Source organism: Mesorhizobium sp. M1307, from assembly GCF_040318155.1.
Taxonomy (GTDB): Bacteria; Pseudomonadota; Alphaproteobacteria; order Rhizobiales; family Rhizobiaceae; genus Mesorhizobium.
Genome location: NZ_JAMYLR010000029.1, coordinates 1 through 22,380, shown reverse-complemented (window position 1 = coordinate 22,380; position 22,380 = coordinate 1). Strand labels below are relative to the sequence as shown.

At 59.5% G+C, this 22,380-nt stretch carries 17 protein-coding genes and 5 pseudogenes; 5 read left to right on the top strand and 17 right to left on the bottom strand.

The genetic code is table 11. The features are described 5' to 3' along the window. Positions 1-88: 88 nt before the first annotated feature. Positions 89-801 (bottom strand): annotated as a pseudogene (locus NKH16_RS24730) (IS5 family transposase). 283 nt (positions 802-1,084) lie between these two features. Between NKH16_RS24730 and NKH16_RS24725 the strand changes: the two are divergent. After that, on the top strand, positions 1,085-2,542 hold the full coding sequence (locus NKH16_RS24725) for an NAD-dependent succinate-semialdehyde dehydrogenase (protein ID WP_502911746.1): 1,458 nt from the start codon (positions 1,085-1,087) through the stop codon (positions 2,540-2,542). Between the two features lie 836 nt (positions 2,543-3,378). Here NKH16_RS24725 and NKH16_RS24720 read toward each other — a convergent pair. The 6 genes from NKH16_RS24720 to NKH16_RS35095 form a co-directional block, all read right to left on the bottom strand. After that, complete coding sequence (locus NKH16_RS24720) at positions 3,379-5,382, bottom strand: class I tRNA ligase family protein (protein WP_352902322.1); 2,004 nt, start codon at positions 5,380-5,382, stop codon at positions 3,379-3,381. A gap of 338 nt (positions 5,383-5,720) precedes the next feature. After that, a complete protein-coding gene (locus NKH16_RS24715) occupies positions 5,721-6,500 on the bottom strand; it encodes a phytanoyl-CoA dioxygenase family protein (protein ID WP_352819008.1) in 780 nt (259 codons plus the stop codon). 506 nt (positions 6,501-7,006) lie between these two features. Continuing rightward, positions 7,007-8,269: a lysine N(6)-hydroxylase/L-ornithine N(5)-oxygenase family protein gene (locus tag NKH16_RS24710; protein WP_352902319.1), complete on the bottom strand. Its 1,263-nt coding sequence runs from the start codon at positions 8,267-8,269 to the stop codon at positions 7,007-7,009. Positions 8,270-8,515: 246 nt separating this feature from the next. Then, complete coding sequence (locus tag NKH16_RS24705) at positions 8,516-8,746, bottom strand: iron-sulfur cluster assembly accessory protein (RefSeq protein WP_352902317.1); 231 nt, start codon at positions 8,744-8,746, stop codon at positions 8,516-8,518. 134 nt (positions 8,747-8,880) lie between these two features. Next, positions 8,881-9,090, bottom strand: a complete 210-nt coding sequence (locus NKH16_RS24700; protein ID WP_352485074.1) for a hypothetical protein — start codon at positions 9,088-9,090, stop codon at positions 8,881-8,883. 508 nt (positions 9,091-9,598) lie between these two features. After that, positions 9,599-9,904: a hypothetical protein gene (locus tag NKH16_RS35095; RefSeq protein ID WP_502906959.1), complete on the bottom strand. Its 306-nt coding sequence runs from the start codon at positions 9,902-9,904 to the stop codon at positions 9,599-9,601. On the opposite strand from NKH16_RS35095, the gene NKH16_RS24690 reads away from it, so the two are divergent. Beyond that, positions 9,880-10,281, top strand: coding sequence for a hypothetical protein (locus NKH16_RS24690; protein WP_352753643.1), 402 nt, complete (start codon positions 9,880-9,882; stop codon positions 10,279-10,281). The two genes, NKH16_RS35095 and NKH16_RS24690, sit on opposite strands and share 25 nt — an antisense overlap. A 164-nt stretch (positions 10,282-10,445) precedes the next feature. After that, entirely contained in the window at positions 10,446-11,126 is a 681-nt protein-coding gene (locus NKH16_RS24685) for an OmpW/AlkL family protein (RefSeq protein ID WP_352902312.1), read from the top strand. A 535-nt stretch (positions 11,127-11,661) separates the two neighbouring features. Here the strand turns inward: NKH16_RS24685 and NKH16_RS24680 are convergent. Beyond that, positions 11,662-11,880: a helix-turn-helix transcriptional regulator gene (locus tag NKH16_RS24680; RefSeq protein WP_352902309.1), complete on the bottom strand. Its 219-nt coding sequence runs from the start codon at positions 11,878-11,880 to the stop codon at positions 11,662-11,664. A 122-nt stretch (positions 11,881-12,002) separates the two neighbouring features. On the opposite strand from NKH16_RS24680, the gene NKH16_RS24675 reads away from it, so the two are divergent. Next, positions 12,003-12,269 (top strand): DNA -binding domain-containing protein, encoded by a 267-nt coding sequence (locus NKH16_RS24675; RefSeq protein WP_352902306.1) that lies wholly within the window; start codon positions 12,003-12,005, stop codon positions 12,267-12,269. A gap of 233 nt (positions 12,270-12,502) precedes the next feature. Here the strand turns inward: NKH16_RS24675 and NKH16_RS24665 are convergent, their stop codons facing one another. The 6 genes and pseudogenes from NKH16_RS24665 to NKH16_RS24640 all read right to left on the bottom strand — a co-directional run bounded on the left by NKH16_RS24665 (position 12,503) and on the right by NKH16_RS24640 (position 19,681). After that, entirely contained in the window at positions 12,503-13,228 is a 726-nt protein-coding gene (locus NKH16_RS24665; RefSeq protein ID WP_502906957.1) for an autoinducer binding domain-containing protein, read from the bottom strand. 546 nt (positions 13,229-13,774) lie between these two features. After that, positions 13,775-14,830 (bottom strand): GlxA family transcriptional regulator, encoded by a 1,056-nt coding sequence (locus tag NKH16_RS24660; RefSeq protein WP_352902303.1) that lies wholly within the window; start codon positions 14,828-14,830, stop codon positions 13,775-13,777. Further along, on the bottom strand, positions 14,830-15,876 hold the full coding sequence (locus NKH16_RS24655; protein ID WP_352902387.1) for a mandelate racemase/muconate lactonizing enzyme family protein: 1,047 nt from the start codon (positions 15,874-15,876) through the stop codon (positions 14,830-14,832). The genes NKH16_RS24660 and NKH16_RS24655 overlap by 1 nt, the downstream gene beginning before the upstream one ends. 71 nt (positions 15,877-15,947) lie before the next feature. Next, complete coding sequence (locus NKH16_RS24650) at positions 15,948-17,501, bottom strand: trimethylamine methyltransferase family protein (protein WP_352902301.1); 1,554 nt, start codon at positions 17,499-17,501, stop codon at positions 15,948-15,950. A gap of 666 nt (positions 17,502-18,167) precedes the next feature. Next, positions 18,168-19,231 (bottom strand): annotated as a pseudogene (locus NKH16_RS24645) (IS110 family RNA-guided transposase). Positions 19,232-19,346: 115 nt separating this feature from the next. Next, positions 19,347-19,681: pseudogene (locus NKH16_RS24640) on the bottom strand (hypothetical protein). Between the two features lie 95 nt (positions 19,682-19,776). Here NKH16_RS24640 and NKH16_RS24635 point away from each other — a divergent pair. Next, positions 19,777-20,171: pseudogene (locus NKH16_RS24635) on the top strand (transposase); the annotation flags it as partial. A gap of 554 nt (positions 20,172-20,725) precedes the next feature. Here the strand turns inward: NKH16_RS24635 and NKH16_RS24630 are convergent. The 3 genes and pseudogenes from NKH16_RS24630 to NKH16_RS24620 form a co-directional block, all read right to left on the bottom strand. After that, positions 20,726-21,061: an IS4/Tn5 family transposase DNA-binding protein gene (locus NKH16_RS24630; protein ID WP_352902298.1), complete on the bottom strand. Its 336-nt coding sequence runs from the start codon at positions 21,059-21,061 to the stop codon at positions 20,726-20,728. Between the two features lie 155 nt (positions 21,062-21,216). Further along, positions 21,217-22,146: a 2-oxoglutarate and iron-dependent oxygenase domain-containing protein gene (locus tag NKH16_RS24625; protein WP_352902295.1), complete on the bottom strand. Its 930-nt coding sequence runs from the start codon at positions 22,144-22,146 to the stop codon at positions 21,217-21,219. Further along, positions 22,143-22,380: pseudogene (locus tag NKH16_RS24620) on the bottom strand (class I SAM-dependent DNA methyltransferase); the annotation flags it as partial. The pseudogene NKH16_RS24620 and the gene NKH16_RS24625, both read right to left, overlap by 4 nt.

Here is a 22,380-nt window from a genome sequence, read left to right as displayed (position 1 = left end):
TTGTAGGCGCAGGCCACCAGCATCCACTCCGCGCGGCTGGCGAAGCCGATGTCCGTTGTTCAATCGTTCGACTAGGGCTTGTTGAGATTCATTTGGAGTTGATGACGGCAGCAGCGAGATGAATGATGGCATTGAAGCTCTGGTCGGTTTTGTCGGCGCGCATGGCGATGCGTTTGAACTCTTTGAGTTTGCAGAAGAAATTCTCGATCAGATGACGCCATTTGTACATCTCGGCATCGAGCGGGATCGGCTTTGTTCGGCGCGGATGCTGGGAAATGACGATCTTGGCGCCACGCTCGTTCAAATCGGCGATGATGGTGTTGCTGTCGAAGGCCTTGTCGGCGATCAGAGCGCCGAAGGAGAGGCCTTGGATGAGCGGTTCGACACCGACCGTATCGAAGCGCTGGCCCGGCAGCAGGACAAAGCGCACGAGATTGCCAAGCGCGTCGGTAAGCGCCAAGATTTTGGTTGTCATACCGCCCTTGGAGCGACCTATGGCCTGGCTTTGAGTCCCCCTTTTGCGCCCTGGCCGTGTCGATGGACCTTGACGATGGTGGCGTCGACCATGGCGTATTCCATGTCCGGCTGGCCCGAGCAAGCCTCGAAAAGCCGAATGAAAACATCGGCTTTGACCCAACCTCGGTATCGCGTGAAAACGCTGTTCCACTTTCCGAAGAGGGCAGGCAGATCACGCCACGGACTGCCAGTCCGCACGATCCAAAGAACCGCTTCGACGAACAGGCGATTGTCCTGGCCGCTTCGCCCAGGATCCGCTGGCTTACCCAGACAATGCGGTTCCATCTTCGCCCACTGGGCGTCCGTCAGCACGAATCGTTCCATCCAAAGCTTGAATCACGATCAAGCCAGAATGGGAATCATGAATATCAACAGGCCCTAGACTAGTAGAACCGCGAGGCATCTTCTAGCGTATTCAGGTATTCTCCCTTTCCAGTTGGTTACCGTGGTCTACCAGCTGTCTGGCCGAGGCCCTATAAGGAACCCGGACGTCGCGGAGTACACACCGCACCTGCTATATATACCTGCTGCGTTGAGGAGGAATCCGGTATTGCCCCTGTGCCTGCCGATGATCCGTCACCTGAGATCCCCTGACCTGTTTGGACCCATTGATCGCCTGCCGGCACTTGGCACGCGGATTAGCGAGCGGACATTCGAGGTCCTCAACCCGTCGACTGGCGAAGTGCTGGCAGAACTACCCGACATGGGTATCGAGGAGACATGCGCTGCGATCGACGAGGCCTATGTCGCGCAGCCTGGATGGGCAGGGTTGACCGCACGTGAGCGCAGCGACGTTCTATGGCGATGGCATCAGTTGATCATCGACCACGCCGACGATCTCGCCGCGATTCTCACCGCGGAGATGGGCAAGCCGCTTGCAGAAGCCAAGTCGGAGATATCGCATGCTGCGGCGTATCTGCAATGGTACGCCGAGGAGGCCAATCGCGTCTATGGCGAGACGATCTCCGCACCATCGATGGACCGCCGAATGCTGGTAATCAAGCAGCCCATCGGAGTTGTTGGCACGATAACGCCATGGAATTTCCCGGCCTCGATGGTGGCGCGCAAAATCTCGCCAGCCTTGGCGGCGGGCTGCACGATCGTCCTCAAGCCCGCTGAACAGACGCCACTCGTGGCGGGAGCAATGTTCGCCCTCGCCCATCAGGCTGGCTTTCCCGAAGGCGTCGTCAACCTGATCTATGCGTCCGAAGGTGACGCGGTCGGCCGCGAACTTTGTACCAATCCCAAGGTCCGCAAGATCAGCTTCACCGGGTCGACTGAGATCGGGCGCCTGCTCATGCGCCAGTGCTCGGACCAGATCAAAAAAGTCAGCCTTGAGCTCGGCGGCAATGCACCTTTCATCGTCTTCGATGATGCCGATATCGATGCCGCGGTTGACGGTGCGATCCAGGCGAAGTTCCGCAATGCCGGCCAGACCTGCGTTTCGGCGAACCGCCTTTACGTCCAGTCGGGCGTTCACGACGAGTTCGTCGAGAAATTCGTGCAACGGGCTCGCCAACTTCAAGTTGGTGATGGTTTCGCTCCCGGAGTGGACATCGGACCGCTCATCGACAAGCACGCATTGGCCAAGATCGAATCCCATATTGCCGATGCCGTCGCCAAAGGCGGCGCAATTAGCTGCGGGGGCAAACGCATCGGCACGAATGGCACGTTTTTCCAACCGACAGTCCTGACCGGTGTCTCCAGCGAGATGACCGTCGCGCAAGAAGAGACATTCGGGCCGCTGGCACCGATTATTCGCTTCAAAGATGCGGATCAGGTCGTGCGTGAGGCCAACGACACGATCTACGGCCTCGCGGCCTACTTTTATGCCTCCAACCTGAAGCGTGTCTGGCGTGTGGCCGAGGCCTTGGAATATGGAATGGTCGGGGTAAATACCGGCCGGATGTCTTCGGAAGCGGCGCCGTTCGGTGGGATAAAACAGTCCGGCATCGGGCGGGAGGGATCCCGCCATGGCCTCGAGGACTACCTCGAAATGAAATATCTCTGCATGGGCGGCATCTGACTTTTCGGCTTGCAGGGTTCACAGACCGGGTAACCTAGCGAGCGATTTCCAAATATGTGAATTGTAGGATCGCTCCTCGATTGGGAACTGAGGGGCGGCTCCGTACCGAGCAAACACGCAATCCTGAAGGAGCACCCTGGCTGGACTTATCTCTCGACGAGACAAGCGTCTGCATTGTCGGCGAAGAGGGCGTGCATGCGTGCATGTAACGGAGGATACGCTTGCGAGGGATTTGGAGGCCCTCGCCGACATCGTCAGGCGACGGCTGTCGTTGCGCGGGTCTGGCTGGAAGCTTGTGCACCATCGCGATCGTGAACGCTGGTTGTGCGCAATATCCGGTTTCTGGGGCAGAATTTTGAACCTGCTACCTTCCGATTGTCAGTAGCTCAGTTGTTCTTCGGCCGACTGCCGCGCCAGTACAGGCTCGGACAGAATCGAAGATACCATCAGGCAGGCATTCGCATTCGACATTTCCGGTGATCGGCGCACGATCCAGGGCGCGCCAGGTTGACTAAGCGCCTCGAACCGCATGTCAGTCTTGACCGGCTGGAGGACGGAAATCCCGCGATGCCGAAGAGGTTGGTCAGCGCAGTCGAGCCCACACGGCATTTGCGGCACGAAACAGCAAGGGCTGGGAAGCGATCGGCCGAGCGGTCCTCGAAGGCGCGGGCCAGGGTGTCGACGATGCGTTGGTTCAGGTCCGCCAATCTGGTCTCTACCGTCTGATAGCGGCTTCGGTCGCCAGTGACAGCGAGTAAAGATATTTGGCATCATCGGCTTTGATTGCCGCGCAGATCTGGTCGAGATTGGGATAGCTCACTGGTGCACCTTTGGGCTCATAGTGCTTCCTCCTCATCGAGATGAGGATTGCCGGATTTGGCGTAGAACACCAACACGGGTCCGAGATCAAAGCGCGTCCCGGGCGCAAGGCGCTGGACGGACCGGGGCCATGTTTCGGTTGAGACGCCATCGATGCCTCGCGCCAACGTTCTGGCGAAGCGGGGCATCAGCGGAGCGAGTGTCGGTGTCAGGATCGCAGCGGCCGTCGTCTGAAGGGCTAGCGAAGTCCGATTGCGGGCGGGATAGAAACGTCGCGCCGCCTCATAGTCTCGCGCCCCACGGTAGATCACGCAATCGCGCACGAAATCGCAGACCTGAGCGGCCGCGCGCCGGACCGAGAAGCCTTCGTCCGAATAGGCGCGCTCCATCGCCGCGCGATAGATCTCTATCCGAGCAAAGAAGGCGCGGTCGACCGGGCTCCAGTCGCCTGCATCGGGTACACGGCCGGCAAAATCCTGCTTGATTTCCTGGTCCAACGCATCAAGCCAGTTCAGCCAAATCCCTTGGAACACCTCGTTCTCGGTGCGGCGCAGCGCGTCCAGCGTGAAATCCGTCCGCTCACCTTCCGGGCGTGTCAGGCCCAAATGGAGGCGCACGACGTCGACTGTCTTTGGGCTCAGAACCTCCTTGCCCCAGACCGCATGGCGGCAGCTGGTTGAGAACTTCTTGCCGTCGAGCAGGTAGAACTCGTTGACGTGATAGTGGATGCGTGGCGTCCAGTGGGAGAAGACCTCGGCGTAAAGAGCGGGGTAGAGTAGCGCGTGGTAGAACGAATTGTCGAAGCCGAAGAAATGGACAATCTGCCAGTCGTTGCCGGGCATCTCCGCCTTCCAGTCGCGACCCAGCAAGCGGCCGAGCGCCTGAATGTTGTAAAGAAAACCGAAGGCCATTTCCGGCCAGACCCAGATCACTTGCCCCGGGAACCCTTCGGCCGGCAGGCCCCAGTCCGAGGGGTGGGTAATGGGCACTGAAAAGTTGCCGCGTCGGCGTAGGCGCGCGAAGAGATCTAAGATCCGTAGCGGGACGCCCGACGCCCTTAGATGCCGGTCGATATTGTCGTAGCATCGGTCCAAGGCAAGTTCCGGGCGGCGGACGGAGCCGACCAGCGGCGCCTCGGCAGACTGCCGTGACCGGGCTGCACCCAAGTCGTGGCAAAGGTTTGGGGCGCCGCATTCCTCGCAGATGTTGCCAGCGGCGGAGCCCCCGCAATCGGGGCAGAGGCCGCTAACATCCGGCTCGTAAAGATAGTGGCCTGTCACAGCATCGAAAAGCGCAGGGCTCTGGCGCAGATCTACCGCCGTGCTGCTCAGAAGACTCCGGAAACACGCGGCTTGAAACTCGCCGTAACCGTCATCGCCCATTGTGGGTTGGAAGCTGTGGACGTCGCAATCGAGAAGTGCAAGCGTGGCGCGAATTTCGTCGGCGTAGTAGCGCGCCACGTTTGCAGGCGTCGATTGATCGGCATCGGCGCGTATCGTGACGTAGCTCTGGTTGTCATCGCTTCCAGTGAGGTGATATGCTTCGACTCCTTTCATGCGCAGGAAACGAGTATAGACGTCGGCGCCGAAATAGGGGCCAGAAAGATGTCCCAGATGCAGATCGCCATTTGGCGTTGGCGGCGTGGAGAAGACGAAGATCGGCCCGCGTGGAGCCGTGGTCTTTGCAGCGGCATCAAGGGCGGCCTCGCCGTCTCGCCAGTAGACATCGACGAAATTTAGGTCTTCGTCCCCATCGTTGCGCAGCACATGCGCTTCAAAGGGGTGGAACAGAACGACATCGCCCGCCTCGACCGAGATTTCCCCACGGTCGATCGTGACCTTGCCCGCGCCAGACAGGACCACGAAGGCCTCGATTTCGTCATGCCGATGGGGCTCGGATGTAACGCCCGGTGCCAGCCTACCGAACGAAAAACCCGTGCCGACGCTTCCCGTTCCAAGCGTGGCCATGTCGATACCGAACGCCCGCGACAGCTCCGTTCGAGAAAACGTGTATTTGCGCATGACAACGAACCTTAGCAGTTGAAACAGTGGCATCTCCCGATGCCAACGCAACAGCCTCTTGTGCAAGTTGCGCAGAGAAGCCGCAGCCCAACCCGTTGGCGGCCCCGGCCAGAATAATGCGGCTCTGGGCCGCCAGGCGCACGACGAGGGGGGCGCCAGTCGGGCTGTAGGCGTCATAGAAGACCGCCCTGCGACCACCCCCACAATCCACGTGCCAAAGCGTCGTAACGGGCTGCGGTCGATGCTCCGCGAGCCCGCAAATCAGAACGCCATACTCTCCGCGCATTTTTGAGCGGCCGATCAGTTTGGTGTGCATGCCTCCGCCTGGCTGCGTGAGCTCAATCGCGATAGAAAATGCCATTTGGGGGCTTGAGATTGTCGAGATCGGCCACTTTGCCCTCGGGTGGGTTAAGGGCGCGCTTAAGCACGTTATATTCAGCGCGGGTCGGTCCACCGGTTGAAGCACGCTGGAACACCAAGTAGAGTGTCCGCCGCGAACGATTGCTTTTGTTCGGTCGTGAGTAGTGCGGTGCGTAATCGTCGAAGATGAAGATGTCGCCAGCCTTCCATACTACGGGTTCCCAGGAGAACATTTCGGCGACTTGAGGATCGATCACCCCACCGGCATCCATGGGAAACACCCCCTTCTTGTGGTTGCCGGGGCTGAAGAAAAGCCCGCCGTTTTCCGGGTCGGAGTCGTCGATGCCTATGGCAACCACCGCATGGACCATCCGGTCGGGGAGTTTGTGTGGAATGTGATAAATGTCCTGATGCGGGAGATAGCCGCCGCTGTCGGGGTAGTGGAAAATCAGCAGCTCCTTGAGCCTGCGCGAATCTTCGCCAAGCAAATCCTCGACCGCTGACTGTATGCGCTGATCTTCTAAGAGCAAACGACGCAATGGATCATGGAAGTCGAGAAAATTCTCGATCTTGGAGATGATCTTTCGATTGTCCGTCGTCTTCTCGAACCACATGAGCCATTTATCATCGCTGACATCCCAACGTGACATATCTTCGACAAAAATAGAGATATCTTCCTGAGCCGCCGGAGCGAAGAACCTTTCGAGCCTGACGTATCCGTCTTTCTGCCACTTTTCTCTTTGTGCATCAGTCAACATACGAAAAGCCTCCTGTTGGAAAGACTGGTTGGTCGGACATCCCAATTAGGGCAGTCGGGCGCTGGTCAAGTTGCGGGTCCACAGAGACGGACTCACGTCATGTGGGACGGCGATGCTAAGTGCGTTCCGCTCCGGCGGATATTGCCCGCAGAAGCTCGGCGCGAGACTGCCTATGTCAGGCTCAGCCGGGTCCAGGGGTTCCGTAAACTGGGCCGGATCAATCGCTTCACCCGGTCCAGCCACGACACGCATTGCTAAAGGCCGGCACCATCCGCTGACCGCCGACCCAGCCATGGCCGGCAAGACCACGGCGCTCTTTCGAGTGAGCGACCTGGTACGGTCTTGACAACCGTAGGGGAAATGCACGCCCCCAGAATAATGCGATGCGCCGCTTGGTCCAAGGGCTTGTTCGGTCACGATGATTTCGGAGAAGCCTCCGGCCTTCGGCGCAGCGGAGGCGGACATCATTCCTAGGATGCCACCGCCGATAATCAGAAGTCTACGAGTCATATCCCGCTGCCCATTTCTTCGGCTACGGGGTCGGGCCAGCGCTCGATCGAGGTATGGCTGATGAAGCCCGGATGCTCGGGGTTCGCGCATGGCGCGCGCCCAAGAAGGCTATCGAGGATGCGGCGCGCGCGCCAGGCCAGCAGGCTTAGGTTCGGATCGGCCAGGCCGCGCTGCCCGAGGCTCGCGTTTTGTACGAAGATGCGTCTGTCACCCGGTCCGTCCCAGCTCACCGAAAAATCCTCGCGAATAGCTAATTCATTGTCGATCTGCTCCAGCCGGTGCGCGATGGGTGCCAAGAAGTCTGGGACCGCGTTCTCGTAACCGGTGGCCAGGATGACGATGTCAGCCGTGACTTCTTCGACCTCGTCCATGCCGTGCTGCAGGGTCAGTCTGTGACCCGCGCCGGCGTTGATGCAGTGCGAGACGGTGCAGCCCGGCCGCAGTGTGATGTCGCATCGGTTTGGCTCGAAAAATGCGTGGCGGTACAGCGCCTGATAGATCGCGCGCAATGTACTTTCCGAAATGCCGTCCGAGGCAAGCACGAAACGCCGCAGGAGCAGCTTGCGCTGCGACTCGCTCATCGCCGCGAAACGATCCGAAAAGCAGGGCATGAACAACTCGTTTGTGAACGGGCTGTCGTCGAGAGGCAGGTAGTTCTCACGCTGCGAGACCCAAGTGATCGAGGCAGGCCGCCGTTCTTTCGGCAGGCCGACAAGGTGCAACATCACCTCGGCTCCCGACTGGCCTCCGCCAACCACGCAGACATGCTTTCTCCGCACCTCAGGATGGATGTGCAATAAAACAGATGAGTGGAACAGGTTGCGTCCAGTCCAGCCCTGAAACTGAGACGGAATTTGCGCCTGCTTGCCAATGCCGACCACGAGGTTTCTGGCGCCGAGAACCGCCTTATCCGTCCGCACCCGGAACTCGCCGTCAAATCGGATTTCGCGCACCGTCTCGCCGCCACGTACAAGTGGGTTCCTTTGGAAGACCCAGTTCAGGTATTGCTCAAACTCAACTCTGAGCACGGCTTCGAACTGTGCGTTCAGGAAGTGGTACAGACGCCCCTTCTCGTGCAGGAAGTTTACGAAAGTGTAGGCTGATCGCGGATTCACCAGCGTGACCAGATCCTTGAAGTGGCTGACCTGGAGCTCCGAGGAATCAAAAGCGATGCCTGAATGCCAGCGGAAGTCGACCTGCCGATCCAGGAACAGTGCCCCTTGCCCAACTTGCTCGTGTATCTGACACGCGAGGCTCAAATTGGACGGCCCAGCACCGACCCCAACGCAAGATAACTCCACTTGGCTTTCCTCCTATAGAATCTTCCCACTAGGCGGCTTGTTCGCGGCTAGTATCGGCCATAGCCATTGGCCCCCTCGCGGACGTTTCGATCCCCGGTGCCGACCGGATTTGCGAGAATTGTCCTGCGGGTTGTCGAATGTAGACCCGAGCATTCCAGCGCGGTGACAATCGACGGGTCATGCCGGGGACGTGGGTTGGGGGCATCAACGTATATCCTTTCCGCCCGCCTCGATGACCGCCTCGCCGTTACGCGAGACGCTTTCCAGGCCCATCAGGTGTTTGAAGCCGGCCGAGTCGCCCGCCTCGACCATGACGCGCCGACCTTTCGCCGGCTTGATGGCGGGCGAGAGCGCGGTTTTTCTGCGGCGACGGCATTTTCGGTGCGCATGATCATGGACGACGTCTCGCTGATGCGTTCGCAGAATCCCGTGCATGGGCCGTGCCAGAGAAGGAAAACCTTGCTAAACAGCGGGTTGGCGGATTTGCGATCCTGTCGGAAATCCGACATTGAGGGGGGACGCCACCGGCGGCGCCCGATTTGCACGTCGATGTCGCCTTTTCCGAATAGCTAATCGGGCACCTTCTGCACCAGAATACTTCTCATGGAGACCAGCACGAAGCCTTCATGAACGGACAGTGCATAACCCGGTGTCTCTGCCGGACAGATCGCGATATGCCGTCTCCCATCGAGGTCGGCAGTTGCAAGAGCTGCCAAATCCTTCGCCCTATCGTGCCGTTGCACTGGCTCGATCCCGACATCCTCGGAGGCGGCGATCATGAAGAGTGACGCATCTCATGTCCGCCGCGACGCCTCTCTCATGAGGAAGCAATTCTCTGTGTTGGTGTCGGATCGATGCTCTTGATGACATGGTTGCGGATGGGCGCATGCCCAGACCTGAGCGCATCAATGATTGCGCGATCTGGGACCTTCACCAACTGGATTGTCGAATCTCTGTAAAGATAGCGGGAAGGAGAATTGCGTTCTGACCACTCTGCCGGTTCCAAAAGCACATGCGCCATTCGGTTCCTGCGACTCAATCCAGGCGGAGGGATGAGGCCGCAAAGCAGTCTTTTGCGCGCCCACCGGTGGGCCAGGGTGGAGCCGTCGTAAACGCAGTTATTCGATGATCGCCGCCGCGGAGTCCTCAGGCTGTGCCGCGCCCGGCACCGGCGACGTAGTGGTCGTCGATCGCCCCGTAGCCGATGTCGATCTGAAGCTCGGCCAGTTTCGCGGTGAGCTTCATTGCTATTCCGCCGTGCCCACCGAGCTCGCACAGGAGGTTCTCTCAGGCGGTCACGGCTGCATTCGTTGTCGGATCTTCGACGATGTCGGACATGAGACACAGCGCCATCAGGGTGATCGCATTGTTCTGAAATGATTTTTTCATTTGGCACGACACCTGCAAAGCAGTCCGCAAAACGCGCTGCGGCACGGACAGAGGAGAAATCATGCCATGATCAAGCTCGCCGAACATGCGGTCGCAGCCGCGAAAACTGAGCTTTCCCGGGCCGACGGAAGACTTTGCGCCTGTTTTCCAGGCGACATCACTCTTCGGGTTAGCCGGACATGACCGTATTCGATTTCCGCCCAACGCTGAATGCTCCGTACGATGATCCCCATCTTTGGCTCGAAGATGTAGAAGGAGAACAGACACTTGCCTGGGCCGCCAGCCAGTCTGCCAGGACCCTGAGGCACTTCGGTGGAACACAGTTCGATCGCGACCACGAGGCCCTGACAGCGATCTTCGACCGTCCTGACAAGGTTCCCGTGATCACGCGCCGCGGTCAGTACCTCTACAATTCTGGCAAGATGCCGGAAATCCGCACTACTATGGCGCCGGGACCACCCTTGCCGCCTATCCGCCGATCCTGCTCGCCACCACGAAGCGGGACGACCGCGTCCCACCCGGGTCACGCGCGTAAGACGGCCGCAAAGCTGCAGGCCTTTGGTTATCCCGCTTACTTCTAGTGAGTACAGGTCGATGATTGCGAGCACGGCGCAAATAATGGGTGCGCGGTCCCACGCAAACTGCGCATGAGCGCTCCGCCAATCACGCAATTCGAACAAGACTTTTCGTAGTTCAGTGCATCATTTCTAAACAGCAAGGAGAGAATATCATGGCGAGAAACCAAATGCGCGCGGCACGGGGAGTAACAGCGGCCGTTTTCCTCATCGTGATGGGACAGCAGGCCGTCGCGGCGGACCTTGCGCAAGCCGCGAGCGTCCCGCAGGCGGGAGCCTCGGTCACGGAAGCGCCAAGCCCTTGGCAGATCCGCCTGCGTGCGTTGGGGGTCGTCACTGAGGATTCGGGCTACGTCAAAGCAGTGCCCGGCTCCGATCTTTCCTATTCGAACACGGTGACGCCGGAACTCGATATCTCCTATTTCTTCACGGACAACATCGCCGCCGAGCTCATACTCGGCACCACCTATGCAAACATCGGGGGCCAAGGAGCGATCGGCCGGCTGGGCAAGATCGGCAAGGTTTGGCTGCTGCCGCCTACGCTCACATTGCAGTATCATGTTACCAATTTCGGCGCTTTCAAGCCCTATGTTGGTGCCGGCGTGAACTACACGATATTCTATAACCAGGATGTCGGCAGCGCCGACGCTCTCAAGGTTAGGAACACGTTCGGCGCCGCGCTGCAGGTCGGGTTCGACTACATGGTGGATCAGCACTGGGGCGTCAACTTCGACGTGAAGAAGCTTTTCCTCAAGCCAGACTTCGACGTCACGGTCGACGGCGCGAAGCTGACGGGGAAGGCTGCGCTCGATCCGTGGTTGATAGGCGCAGGTGTCACCTACCGCTTCTGATACGCAACGCGAAGGCGGCCCTGCTGACAGCCGATCTGAAATGAAGGGCGCCTCGGGCGCCCTTTCCACGACGGCGGTGCACGGCGAGTCGACCCGGATCGATTAGAGGGGTGGGGCCTTGTAACCCTTGGGCGGGGAGGTGTCCGAATCGGAGGAATGTTCTGATCAATTCATGCGATGACCATCCAACGCATAGCAGCCGATTGTCGGGGATACTTGAAGAAGCCGTTGTTAAGAGTGGGCGTCCCCGCCTGCACCCGACCAGGTACTTGCCAGTAGCAGCCGACAGGCTGCCCCGCGCCAGGGGCGGGAAGCCGAACGGGGCAAGATCGCTGAAGCCTGCCGAAGAAGACCGGGCGCGGTTCACGAGCAGCCGGGGCGGGCCCCCACCCCCGCCCGCGCCCGCGGGGGGGGTGCCCGGGGCGTGGGTCCTGCTCGCCTCTCCCACAGCCGGGCGCCCGGCGCGGCTCCCGCCCCGCGCGCCGCGCGCCGACCCCCCCCCCGGGCCAGTAGCAATTACTTGGAAGTGGGTGCGTCAGGCCTGTTTGTCGGGCCGAACCAGATCCGTGTGGCTGACGCCGAGGGCCAATGCCAGTTCATAGATCGTGATGATCGTCGGATTTCTTCGGCCCTTCTCCAAGCCGCTGATGTACTGCTGGCTGAACCCGGAAATCTCGGCAAGCTGCTCCTGCGTCAGACGCTTCCTTAGCCTGATCCTCTGCACATTACGTCCGATCAACCTGCGCATATCCATGCACGACAGCCAGCGGATTAGGCAGCTTGAGTTTATCAACTATAATATGTAATCCACATCGAGCATCTAAATCGCTGGCGGAGGGGCTTCGCGGAGGCCGTTTTCCGGAGATATAACCAGCGATGTTACAGCCTAAATCGAGCACGCCAATTGCCGACGAAGTGCACTGGTCGGACAGCCTCACGGCATACGATAAAGCGCATTTCACGACTTATATGCGGCTCCTAGACGCCTCCGCCGATGATGCGAGCGAAGAAGAGATGGCCCACCTCATCCTCGGCATCGATCCAGCACGCGAACCGGAGCGCGCCAGGAAGGCTCTTCGTAGTCATCTCGACCGTGCGAACTGGATAGTCACAACTGGCTACAAGGAATTGTTCGCCGGCTGAACAATCCCGCTGTGCGCTCCGTTTCGCCTTTCAAGCAAGGAAACGCTCCTTGAAAACGCGGTCTCGCAGAGGGTGCATTGCATGTAGTTCGTTGGCAAAGTCACCGTACCAATCGGGTGCAATAAGTTGCATCATGATGGCGTCTGGGAAGGAATGGCCCTGCATTGGAGGCGAATGGCCACCCGAAACAGCCTGTGCTCATGCTCAGGACGACCAAAGACGAATTCAGTTTCTCAGAGAATTGAAGATCGCGAGGAGGCCAGCAGGGCTACGGCCTGATCCTTGGTGTGCACGCCGAGCTTCTTCTTCGCATTGTCGAGGTGGAAAGCGACGGTACGCGGTTTGATGCCCAAGATGCAGCCGATAGCCCAGGCGGACTTGCCGCGTGCCGCCCATTGCAGGCATTCATATTCACGAGGTGTCAACGAAACGCCGTCCACTGTTCGATTGCCGGACAGCTTTCGACGAGCATAAATGTGAAAAAATGTCGCCATGAGTTGGAGCGCCTGTTCATATCGCTCAGCAACGCGCAGGAATGCGGAATTGGGCTTATCAGCGGCAAAAGTCATCGCTGCAACACAGCCTCTACGATCGATAATCGGGATCGTCAAACCGCAGCGGATGCTGAACTGGGCCGCCTCATCAAAAAGCTTCTGTTGAGCCGGCGACATCTCAACGCCACGCAAATCCGATCCCCATGGAAACGGGCAGCCGCCACACCGCGCACGCATGATGACGGGATCGACTTTCTGATACTGGTTTTGCAGATAGTGCGCGGTCCAGGGAGGCGGATAATTCGAGATCAGCTTGGGCTCGCCACAAGATTGCAATGGCAACGCCAAATAGGCAAAGGTGAGTAGATCAAGTGCTGTGGCCGCCCCGGCCATGGCATCCCGGAAATCTGTTTCATCGACACTCTCCGACAGCTTTTCCACAAATGTCTCGAAGAGAAGCGGCATCTTCTTCGTCATTGTCCTGACTCGATCCCTCCATCCGTCTACTGCGCGCGACCCAGATCTGGAGACCCCGCCAACCCGGCCGCACAACTGCGGCCGGGTTTTGCAGGCATGGCCGGGCTGACCGTCGTTACAGAATGCGACGGAGCTTGCATGATCTTCGCACCGGTCGTCGCCAACCGCAGCTGCGCTGGACTGTTTGAACGGCCATCACCGAGAAGCTACAGCATCTTCCCAACGCAATAGTGCAATCAGAGAGGTTCTTGGGGCGAAATGAAATCCTCGCCGCCCCCGCATCATGCAATGGTGAGAAGTCATCCTGCGCCACCATGATCGGGGCCGTATCAAAGCCGTCATCAATCCAATGGTTGCCGCGTGAACGTCGGTCGACACGGAAGAGCACAACGGATAGGCTCATCTCGCCGCTTTGAGCGCTATGATCCGGACGTATTGTTGCGCCGCTTTCTGATTGTTGGTGGGCAGATCGACTCCAAATATTTAGCATGGCTAGAGGTGCCGCTGTTCTCCGCTAAATTCAATACCAATCTATCATCTTAAGCCGGGCCCAACCCAAGCCGGTACTATCGCTCGACACTGCTGCGGCGACATTCGATTGAAGGCTCTGAAGCACTTTGCGAAGTGCGAAGCAGACGTAAACCCGCAGGCCATGGCAATGTCGATGATGGGCATCCGTGTGCCTTCGATCAGGCGCTTCGCATGGTCTGTGCGAATCCGGAGATAGTGACGCACTGGCGGAAGTCCGATATGGGAAGCGAACAAGCGTTCCAGCTGGCGCCGCGATACTCCGGCCCGTTGCGCGACATCCTCCATTGTCAGCGGGAACTCCACATTTTCCTCCATGATCCGCATTGCCATCAGGAGCTTGTCGCTCACACCCGCAAAGGCTAGACCCGACGGCCCGGTCTGGCGATTTGATCCTGAGCGCTGACCTTGGACAGTCGCGTGGCGGCAGACCTCCTGTGCAATATACCCGCCGGCATGGCTGCCGATCAGATCGACCGCCAGGTCAAAAGCTGCCAGTTCTCCTGCGCAGGTTGAATACTGGCCGTCCTTGACAAACAGGGAATCGCTTATGCGGGGTTGGTTGAACACTTCGGCGAAAGCAGCGAGCCGCGACCAGTGTATTGTGCAGCGTGTACCTGCCAGAAGGCCCGTCCGAGCGAGCAGCCATGTCGCTGTCCCAACCGCAGATATCGGCACCGCGCGACGCGCCATCGTTCGCAGAAATCCGTTGAGCTCAGGCGTCAGTTGCTGTTCTACCGGCTCGCCCGTCACGATAGCGAGCTGGTTCGGTCTGCGATCGTCCGAGCCGAAAACCAGCTCGTCTATCGCGACATCAACGGCAACCGAAAGGCCGTTGGCGCCCTCGATTGGCCGAGAGTCAAGCCCCGCGATTCGCCACCGGAACAGCGGCAGCCTCGATACCGTGTTGGCGATGCGAAAGGGTTCGATATAGGCGTGAAGCGCCAGGTGCGAGAACCCGGGTAACACCAGTACCACAAGGTCAAACGGTCGATCGGCCGCCGCCGAAATTTTCGGCGTGGCCAACGACGTAATTGCGCTGATGTTGGCGGGTGCGTTCACTAGGATCCGTACATTGCTACTGCCTGACCGAACAGGCCGGGTTCCGGTTTGATGCCGAGGCCTGGCAGTTGCGGTACGGCGATGTGACCATTTTCAATGATGATCGGATTCTTCGCGTCGAAATGTCCTTCGATATATTCCTGCGCGATCCAGGCGCCCTCAAAACGCCGCGGCTCCACAGTGGAAGCCAAGTGCACGCAAGCCGCCGCGATTATGTCGCCACCCCATGCGTCATCACAGCTGTGCGGCAACGAGCGGATGGCGCAAAGGTCACGCATCGTCGCCATTTTGGTGAGGCCGCCGAGACGGGTGACCTTGAAGCCGAAGCCATCCGCGATGCCGAGGGAGATCGCCCTGAGTACTGCGTTCCGATCTTCGGTGTTCTCATCCAGATAGATCGGATGCGTGACCCTGCCCTTCAGAGTGGCGACCTCCTCCATAGTGTTGCAGGCTTGTTCGAAAACGAATGGGATCGCTTGGCAAAGCCGGTCCAGATGAATCGCTGCAGCGACAGTAAGGCCCCTGTTGCCATCCACTGCGATACGCGCTTTGTAGCCGACCGCCTCCCAGACCTTGTGAACGACGGCCACATCCTCTTCGAGATTTCGCCCCGAGATTTTGATCTGCAGCCGTGGATAACCTGCCTTCACCTTGTCGGTGGCAATCCTGGCCGTTTCGTCCGGTGAGCCAACAATCAGCGAATAGTAGGACGGGACGCGATCCGCCAGGGCGCCGCCCAAAAGCGTTGAAACCGGCACTCCCAGCCGTTGCCCAAGGAGGTCGAGAAACGCTATGTCGAACGCTGCCTTGGCATAGCCATGACCGTTCAAGCGCTCGTCCATGCGATTGGCGAGAAGCCTGATCGAGGCAATCTCCGCGCCCATAAGACCTGGCGCGATTTCGGCAATCGCCGCGCGTGCGCCGAGTGCATGATGCGGCTGATAAACCGGCCCTACCGGGCAGGTTTCGCCCCACCCAGTCAGCCCCTCATCGGTCACAACCTCGACAAGGGTGCTGTCAAGCGCGTCGACATCGTCGCTTGCCATTCGATAGGTGCCACCTTTAACAGGCAGCTGGACCTTATAGACGTTGATCCGGTCAATGCGCATGAGGGTGCTCAATATTCCTCATTGAGTGCGTCGACGGCGGGGATTTCCCGCGAGCGACGGTCAATATACGCGCGCAGTTCGTCGTCCTTCGCGACGTCGAGCTTAGGTTCTTCATATTCGGCCAGAAGGCGGCGCGCATGCTCGAGGGCACGTTGCTTGATGTCCTTCGAGCCATCAGCGTACCACTGCTCGACCGAGTTATTGTCGAAGAGTTTCGGAATAAAGAAGGCCTTCTCGAAGTTGGCCTGTGTATGGGGATGTCCAAAGTAATGGCCGCCCGGCCCGACATCGCGGACCGCAGCCAGGGCTTCATCGAAATCGTCCCACTGGATGCCTTGCGTCATGCGATAGCCCATGGCGCAGACTTCGGCGTCGACGACGAATTTTGCGATCGAGCAGTGCATGCCGGCTTCATTCCAGCCAGCAGAATGCCAAATATAGTTTGCGCCTGACAGCAGCACGGCCATCATCGTCATCGCACTTTCATAGCCAGCTTGCGCGTCGAAGATCTTGGCGCCGCCGAGTAGGTTCGAGGTACGCCAAGGCACGTTATAGCGGCGAGCCATTTGGCCGATCATGAAGTTCATGAGCGAAATCTCAGGCGTTCCCGCCATTGGCGCTCCCGATTGCATCGACACGGTCGACAGGTAATGCCCGTAAATCGCAGGGCAGCCCTTGCGCACCACCTGCGTGTAGGCAAGCGCCGAAAGCGCCTCCGCATTGAGCTGCGCCACTGCCGCGGCGGTGGAGGCTGGCGTGTTCGCGCCGCCGAGAACGAAGGGCGAGCACAAGACGGGCTGGTTGCGCCGGCAGAAAGCACGCATGCCGCCCAGCATGACCTGATCCCATACAAGCGGCGAATTGCCATTGCAGTTTCCAGTGGTCACTGCATGTTTCTCGAGGAAGCCTTCGCCGAAAAGGATCTCGCACATATCGAGCACGTCCTCGGCATTCTTGGGCGAGGTGGTCATGCCCATGAAAATCTTGTCGGAATGCTTTATCGACGAATAGGTGACGTGCAGGTGCCGATGCGCGACGACAATGTCCATCGGCTCGACGATGTGGTGAGCCGACGAATGTAGCGCCGGCATCATGTGGGCGAGTTTATGAAACGTCCCCAGGTCCGCAATTGTCGGGCCACGCCTCACATCATCGAGATCGCGCATGTACGGTGCGCCTGTCATCGGCACGAAAATGGATTTTTCGCCTCCGAGCTCGACATTCTTCGCCGGATCGCGCGCGAAATATTCGACGTTGGGGGGAATGGTCTTGATGAGCTCCATGACCAGCCCGCGGTCGAGATGAACGCGGTCATCCGCGCGCACGTCCGCTCCGGCTCTCTTCCAGTCGTCAATCGCGATCGGATCGCGAAACACCACGCCTACTTCTTCCAGGATCGCGAGAGAACCCTCGTGAATGCGTTCAACCTGTTCGGCATCCATCGGCTCTACCACCGGCAGGCCGCGCTTGAGCGTCGGCAACATGTCAACCTTTGGCGCGGTGCGGATCGTCCGCCGCGCTTCCCGCCCTCCTCTGCGAGAGAGCTGTAGTTGAGCAGTCATGCCGGCCTCCAGATAAATAAGTCGCGACACCGAAACCGGACCGCGCTCAACTATTGCCGGAGCTTTGAGCTTTGACCTACTGCAAAAGTCTCACGCGCGTGTTGACTAAAGGGCTGCACCGCCGGCTCGCTCACCCGGACACCCGAGAGATGGTTCGGGTCGAGCAGCGGCGGAGCCGTTCCACGTCGCAGCCCCAGCGTTTACGGATATCATGCAAACTTGAACGGAATCGCCCAAGACCGTAGGCACCGCGACAGGCAGAGACGATGATGCATTGCGGCAAGCGAGCGAAATAAAGTCAATCGGGAGGCGACTTTTTTGCGTCGACTGGCTTCCGTGGTTCCCTGGTAGTCCGGGATGAACAGAACAGCCCATTCCCAGATCATGCGAGGTGAACAGAAACGACAGCCTCCCACTCATCTAGCAGGCCTCTCTGATTGGGGTCGTTGAGGTCAAGCTCCTCCTGGATTTTTCCGGACCATGTCGCCCCGCGGGTCACTCGCTTCTCTTCGCGGTCGACGTTAAGCGGCCGCATGATGGGGTCAGTAGAGCGAGGCCTCTCAATCTGTTGAACGACCTTGGGAGAGTTCGTCCCAGGATCGTGCCTGCTAACGAGATCGCCTTGCCCATCGTCCCACGGGAACGATCACGCCCCTTCGGGCGGAATCAACTCCTCCTTCGTTGGTCCGTTATCCCGTTTCGCCGATACGGGCTGGGTGCCTTGCCGAAGCGGAATTCTGTCGCATTGCTCCACATGCGATGCAGGATGACAGCGAGCTTGCGGGCAACAGCAACTCGGGCTCGGGCCATACCGCGCCGCTTGGCCACGTTCATACCCCACGCTCTGAAGCTCGACCATTTCTTGCTGAGCACAAGCAGCGAATGAGCCGCCTCATAGAGGGCCGTGCGGCGAGCTCGTCACCGCATCGGCTTATCTTACCCTGAATGTCCGTTTCGCCAGATTGGTAACGTGCCGGGGTCAGACCCAGATGCGCTCCGACATCCCTCGATCGGCGAAAGCGGTCCGGTTGATCGATCGTGGCACGATAGGCGAGCGCGGTAATGGGTCCCACCCCTGGAACGCTCATGAGTCACCGGCAGACTTGCTCCCTGCGGGCGATATTGAGGACCTGTTTTGTCAGTCGCCCGAACTCGCGCAACATCGCGGCCACGATCGCCAGAAGCGGCTCGACAAGCGCCATGGCGACCGTATCTGCGCCAATCAGTTCGCGCGCTCGATCGGCGAAGGCTGCACGGCTTGGAGTGCCGAGCTTCATGCCGGCCTCCCGCAGAATCGCCCTGACGACACTTTCGATCGTCCGCATTTCATTGAGACCGTGCGTCGCGCAACGAGGAGGGATCGCCAGAGCCGACACTGCTGGCTCTTCACATGCACCTGCCGATACCAGCCGGTGCGCATGATCTGCGCCAGGCGCGGGCGTCGTTGCGATCGGTTTTGTTCGGCATCGTTTTCATCGCCGCGGTGGCCTGCCGGGTTTCGATGCAGATCGCCGGCAATCCTTCGGCGCGAAACCGTCATAAAGCCAAGCTGTCAACGAGCAGGCTTCGAGCCCGATACAATCCAGCGGCAGATTAATTTTCCGCAGGGCCTCGTAAAGCGCCCTCGGCTCACTCGCCGCCCGCCCCTCCTTCACGATCCGGCCGCTCTCGTCGACGACACAGATCGCGGTCTTTTCCAAAGACACGTCAAGTCCGGCAAAATACTTCATGGCTGCTCCTGCTGTTTGTGGCGATCTACATCGACCACGTTCTCACACCTCGACAGGAACAGCCGCCCTCAATCTGGCTCGGGCGAGACACCAATCACCCCATCTGTTGAAGAAGTCAGGCTCTTTCGCAAACGAAGCCGGAATCGTCGGCGTTGTGGATGTAGAAGTGGCCGACGAGGCGACCTGCAGTGCCAAAGACAACCCAGCCACGGCCACAGGCTGGGTCGTTCTCATCATGCCCCTCCCACGAGAATTCCGCGCAGGCTGAACCATCGCGGGTGCCAAAGCGGATATCGAGGAAGCCCTTGAGTGCGCCGGAGGCGATCTCGCCATCCGCCGAGCCTTTGAAAGTCAGATGGGGTTCCTCGACAAGATCGAGGAAGTCGTTATCCCAAACATCCCTTCGATGATGCGCCAGCGGCCGGCGATGGCCTTGGCGAAGCCGGGAATTTGGCCATCAGCCGGTCTCCGCCATGAGCTTTGGCAGTCGCACCAAATTGTAGGCAGCGGCTGCGAAGGTGAAGGCCCATCCGACATGCAAATGCCTCGACGCGCTCATTACCGGAGATGGGCGTCCCCACTGCCGTCAGTGCTCATGGCGCAGATCAGCCGCGAGCTTGATCGCATCGAGTTGCTGATCCAGCAGATCAAGGATGTTGAAGAGGCACGCGACGCCTTGCTCGTCGCGGCAGATGAGCCAACACCGGCCCTGCTGCTCAGCCTCAAGGGAATTGGTCCGGAGTTCGCGGACGTCCTGTGGTCTGAGGGATTGTCGCGCAAGTTTGACAATCGACGACAGATTGCCGCCTGCGCTGGTTTGGTGCCAACGCCCTGGCAAAGTGGGCAGATTGATTGCGAGCAGGGAGTCTCGAAGTCCGGCAATCCCAGCCTCCGTTCGACGCTTGTCCAAGTTGCGTGGCTCCGGGTGTGCCACCCACCCCCTGTTCGCTCTGGAGAGCGGCCTTGTCATGCTGGCGTAGGTGAACACGTGCAACAGGCGCTTCTTGAAGAAACCAAAGCTTTCGAGATGGCCGTTGACTGTCAGTATTAACCGCGGCGCGGTGATCTCGCCCTCACCCTCACGGGCACACCCCGCCGTCTGAAGGCGGCGAAGTTCTGGACGCCAACGAGTTCAAGGGAACGCTCGCGCTCGGTATATCAATCCCACGCGCGAGCCGGGACGAAGGAGAGCTACCGCTGGCTCGAGAATCTGCGCCAGTCCATTGCGCTCGTTGGCGCGCCCGAGCGCTGGGTGCATGCGGGTGACCGGGAGAGCGACATCCGCGAGCTCTATTGCACCGGGCAGGACCTTGCTATCAGCTTTCTCGTGCGGGAGCAGACGAACAGGCTGGCCGAGCGGCCTGCCGATGCTGCCCCACACGCCCGATCATCGCTCTGCCCAACTTGCGGCCAGGCTCGAATGCATCAGCACCCCGCACAAGGTCAGCACGTTGGGCTGCCCGGCCTTGTAGCGCCCGGCGTTGATGATTTTAGCTAGTGAAGCCGATTGGCTGCGCGCGGCTGTAGATAAATTCGGTTGTGTCCTGCAGGATAAGGATCGGTCCTTGGCTCGCTGCAACGCGCGCCGCGGTCGCTCCGAAATGGCCAACGAGAACGCTGTGTTCGGTCACGCGGGTTGTCAAAGAAGCGGTAGGCCGCCTTCGCCGCCGCCCAGTCAGCGAAGGCGGCCGGGATTGGCTTGCCCGGCGCAGCTGACATCTGTTCCAGCAACCGTTGCAGCCGGCGGGCCAGACGCTTGTCGGGAAGGACCGCCGCAGAAAGCTTTGCCTCCTGCCAAGCGGCTTCGCTGCTGCTGGTCTTATCTCGCATTCCGTGACGCTCCGTGATTGGCCGTCACGGACAGAACCACGGCAGATTCATACGGGGCAGTAGGCCCGCCGACGAATGTGGGTAATCGGAAGCTTCACCGGACGGGTACGCAGGATACGCCTCCGTCAAATCTCCTTCTTCGAGAACCGAACCGGCTACTGCAACTCTCGCGCGCGTCCGGCGCCATTTCCGGTTTCCCAGATTGACTCGAAGTTGCGCAGCATCATTTCTGCGACACTGAAGGTATGCCGACCTTTCCGCGAAGTCAGGCGAGCATCGATGTCAGGATAGATAAAGAAGGGCAACGAAATCCGGTCAGTCGGACCGGTGTGCACGACCTGATGGGGCGTGCTCTTGAATCGGTTGTCGCTCAAGGCTTGAAGCATGTCGCCCAGATTAACCACGAGACTGTCGGGAAGGCTCGGCGCCGGAATCCAGCGCCCCCCGAACCACACCTGCAAGGAACGCGTGGGGAGTTCCTCCTGCAGGAGCAGCGTGAAGAATCCATTGTCGGTATGCTTTCCGGCCGTGCCGCCAGTAGACGGATACCGGATCACGCGTTGGAGGACCGTCGGCGGGCTGAAATGGCATTGGAACCAGCCTTCTTCCATATCGAGCAGGTCGGCCAGCGCCATCCCGAGCTGCGGCACAACCTCGTTGACCACGGTAGCCTGCAAAGCAAGCAGGCTTCGAGCGAAGCCAGGAGCCAACGCGTCATCCGGAAGGCGTGTGCAACCAGAAAACGGGCGCCGGTCGCCTTCGTTCTCGATTCCGAGGTCGAACATTTCCTTCGGATCGGGGCCGGCCTCGGGATGTAGCACCTCGCCGTACAGCGGACTGTATCCACGGGCTGTAGTGGGGTACACGTCTTGAGAGGCGTGGCCGTAACGTTCCTTTGTCGCCTGTGGCAACGCGAAGAACTGCCGGGAAGCCTGGATCGCTTGTGCGATCCGGTCTTTCGGGATGCCGTGCTCAAGGTAGAAGAACCCGTACTCTTCGCAGGCCAGGCGTAGGCGCTCGCGCTCTTCGTGTCGCGTTGCATCGGCTGCCAATTTCGCCAGTGAGATTTTCGGTAGCGTGGTCATGGTTGTTTCTCCGTTTGGGCGGTGGGCTTATGGGTCACCTGAAAAATCCAGTAGTGTGCGTCCTCCTCAGCGATGTATCTGCCGTCGTTTAGACGTTGTGCCGGTATAAGGACGCCCCCATCCTGCAGACGCCGCACCTCGTCTTCGAAGCAAGTGGTCTCGGCATAGCTCTTGCGGGTGCTTGCGATGACGAATCCGTTCGGGCGCGTGACGCGAGCCAGTTGGCGCAGTGCA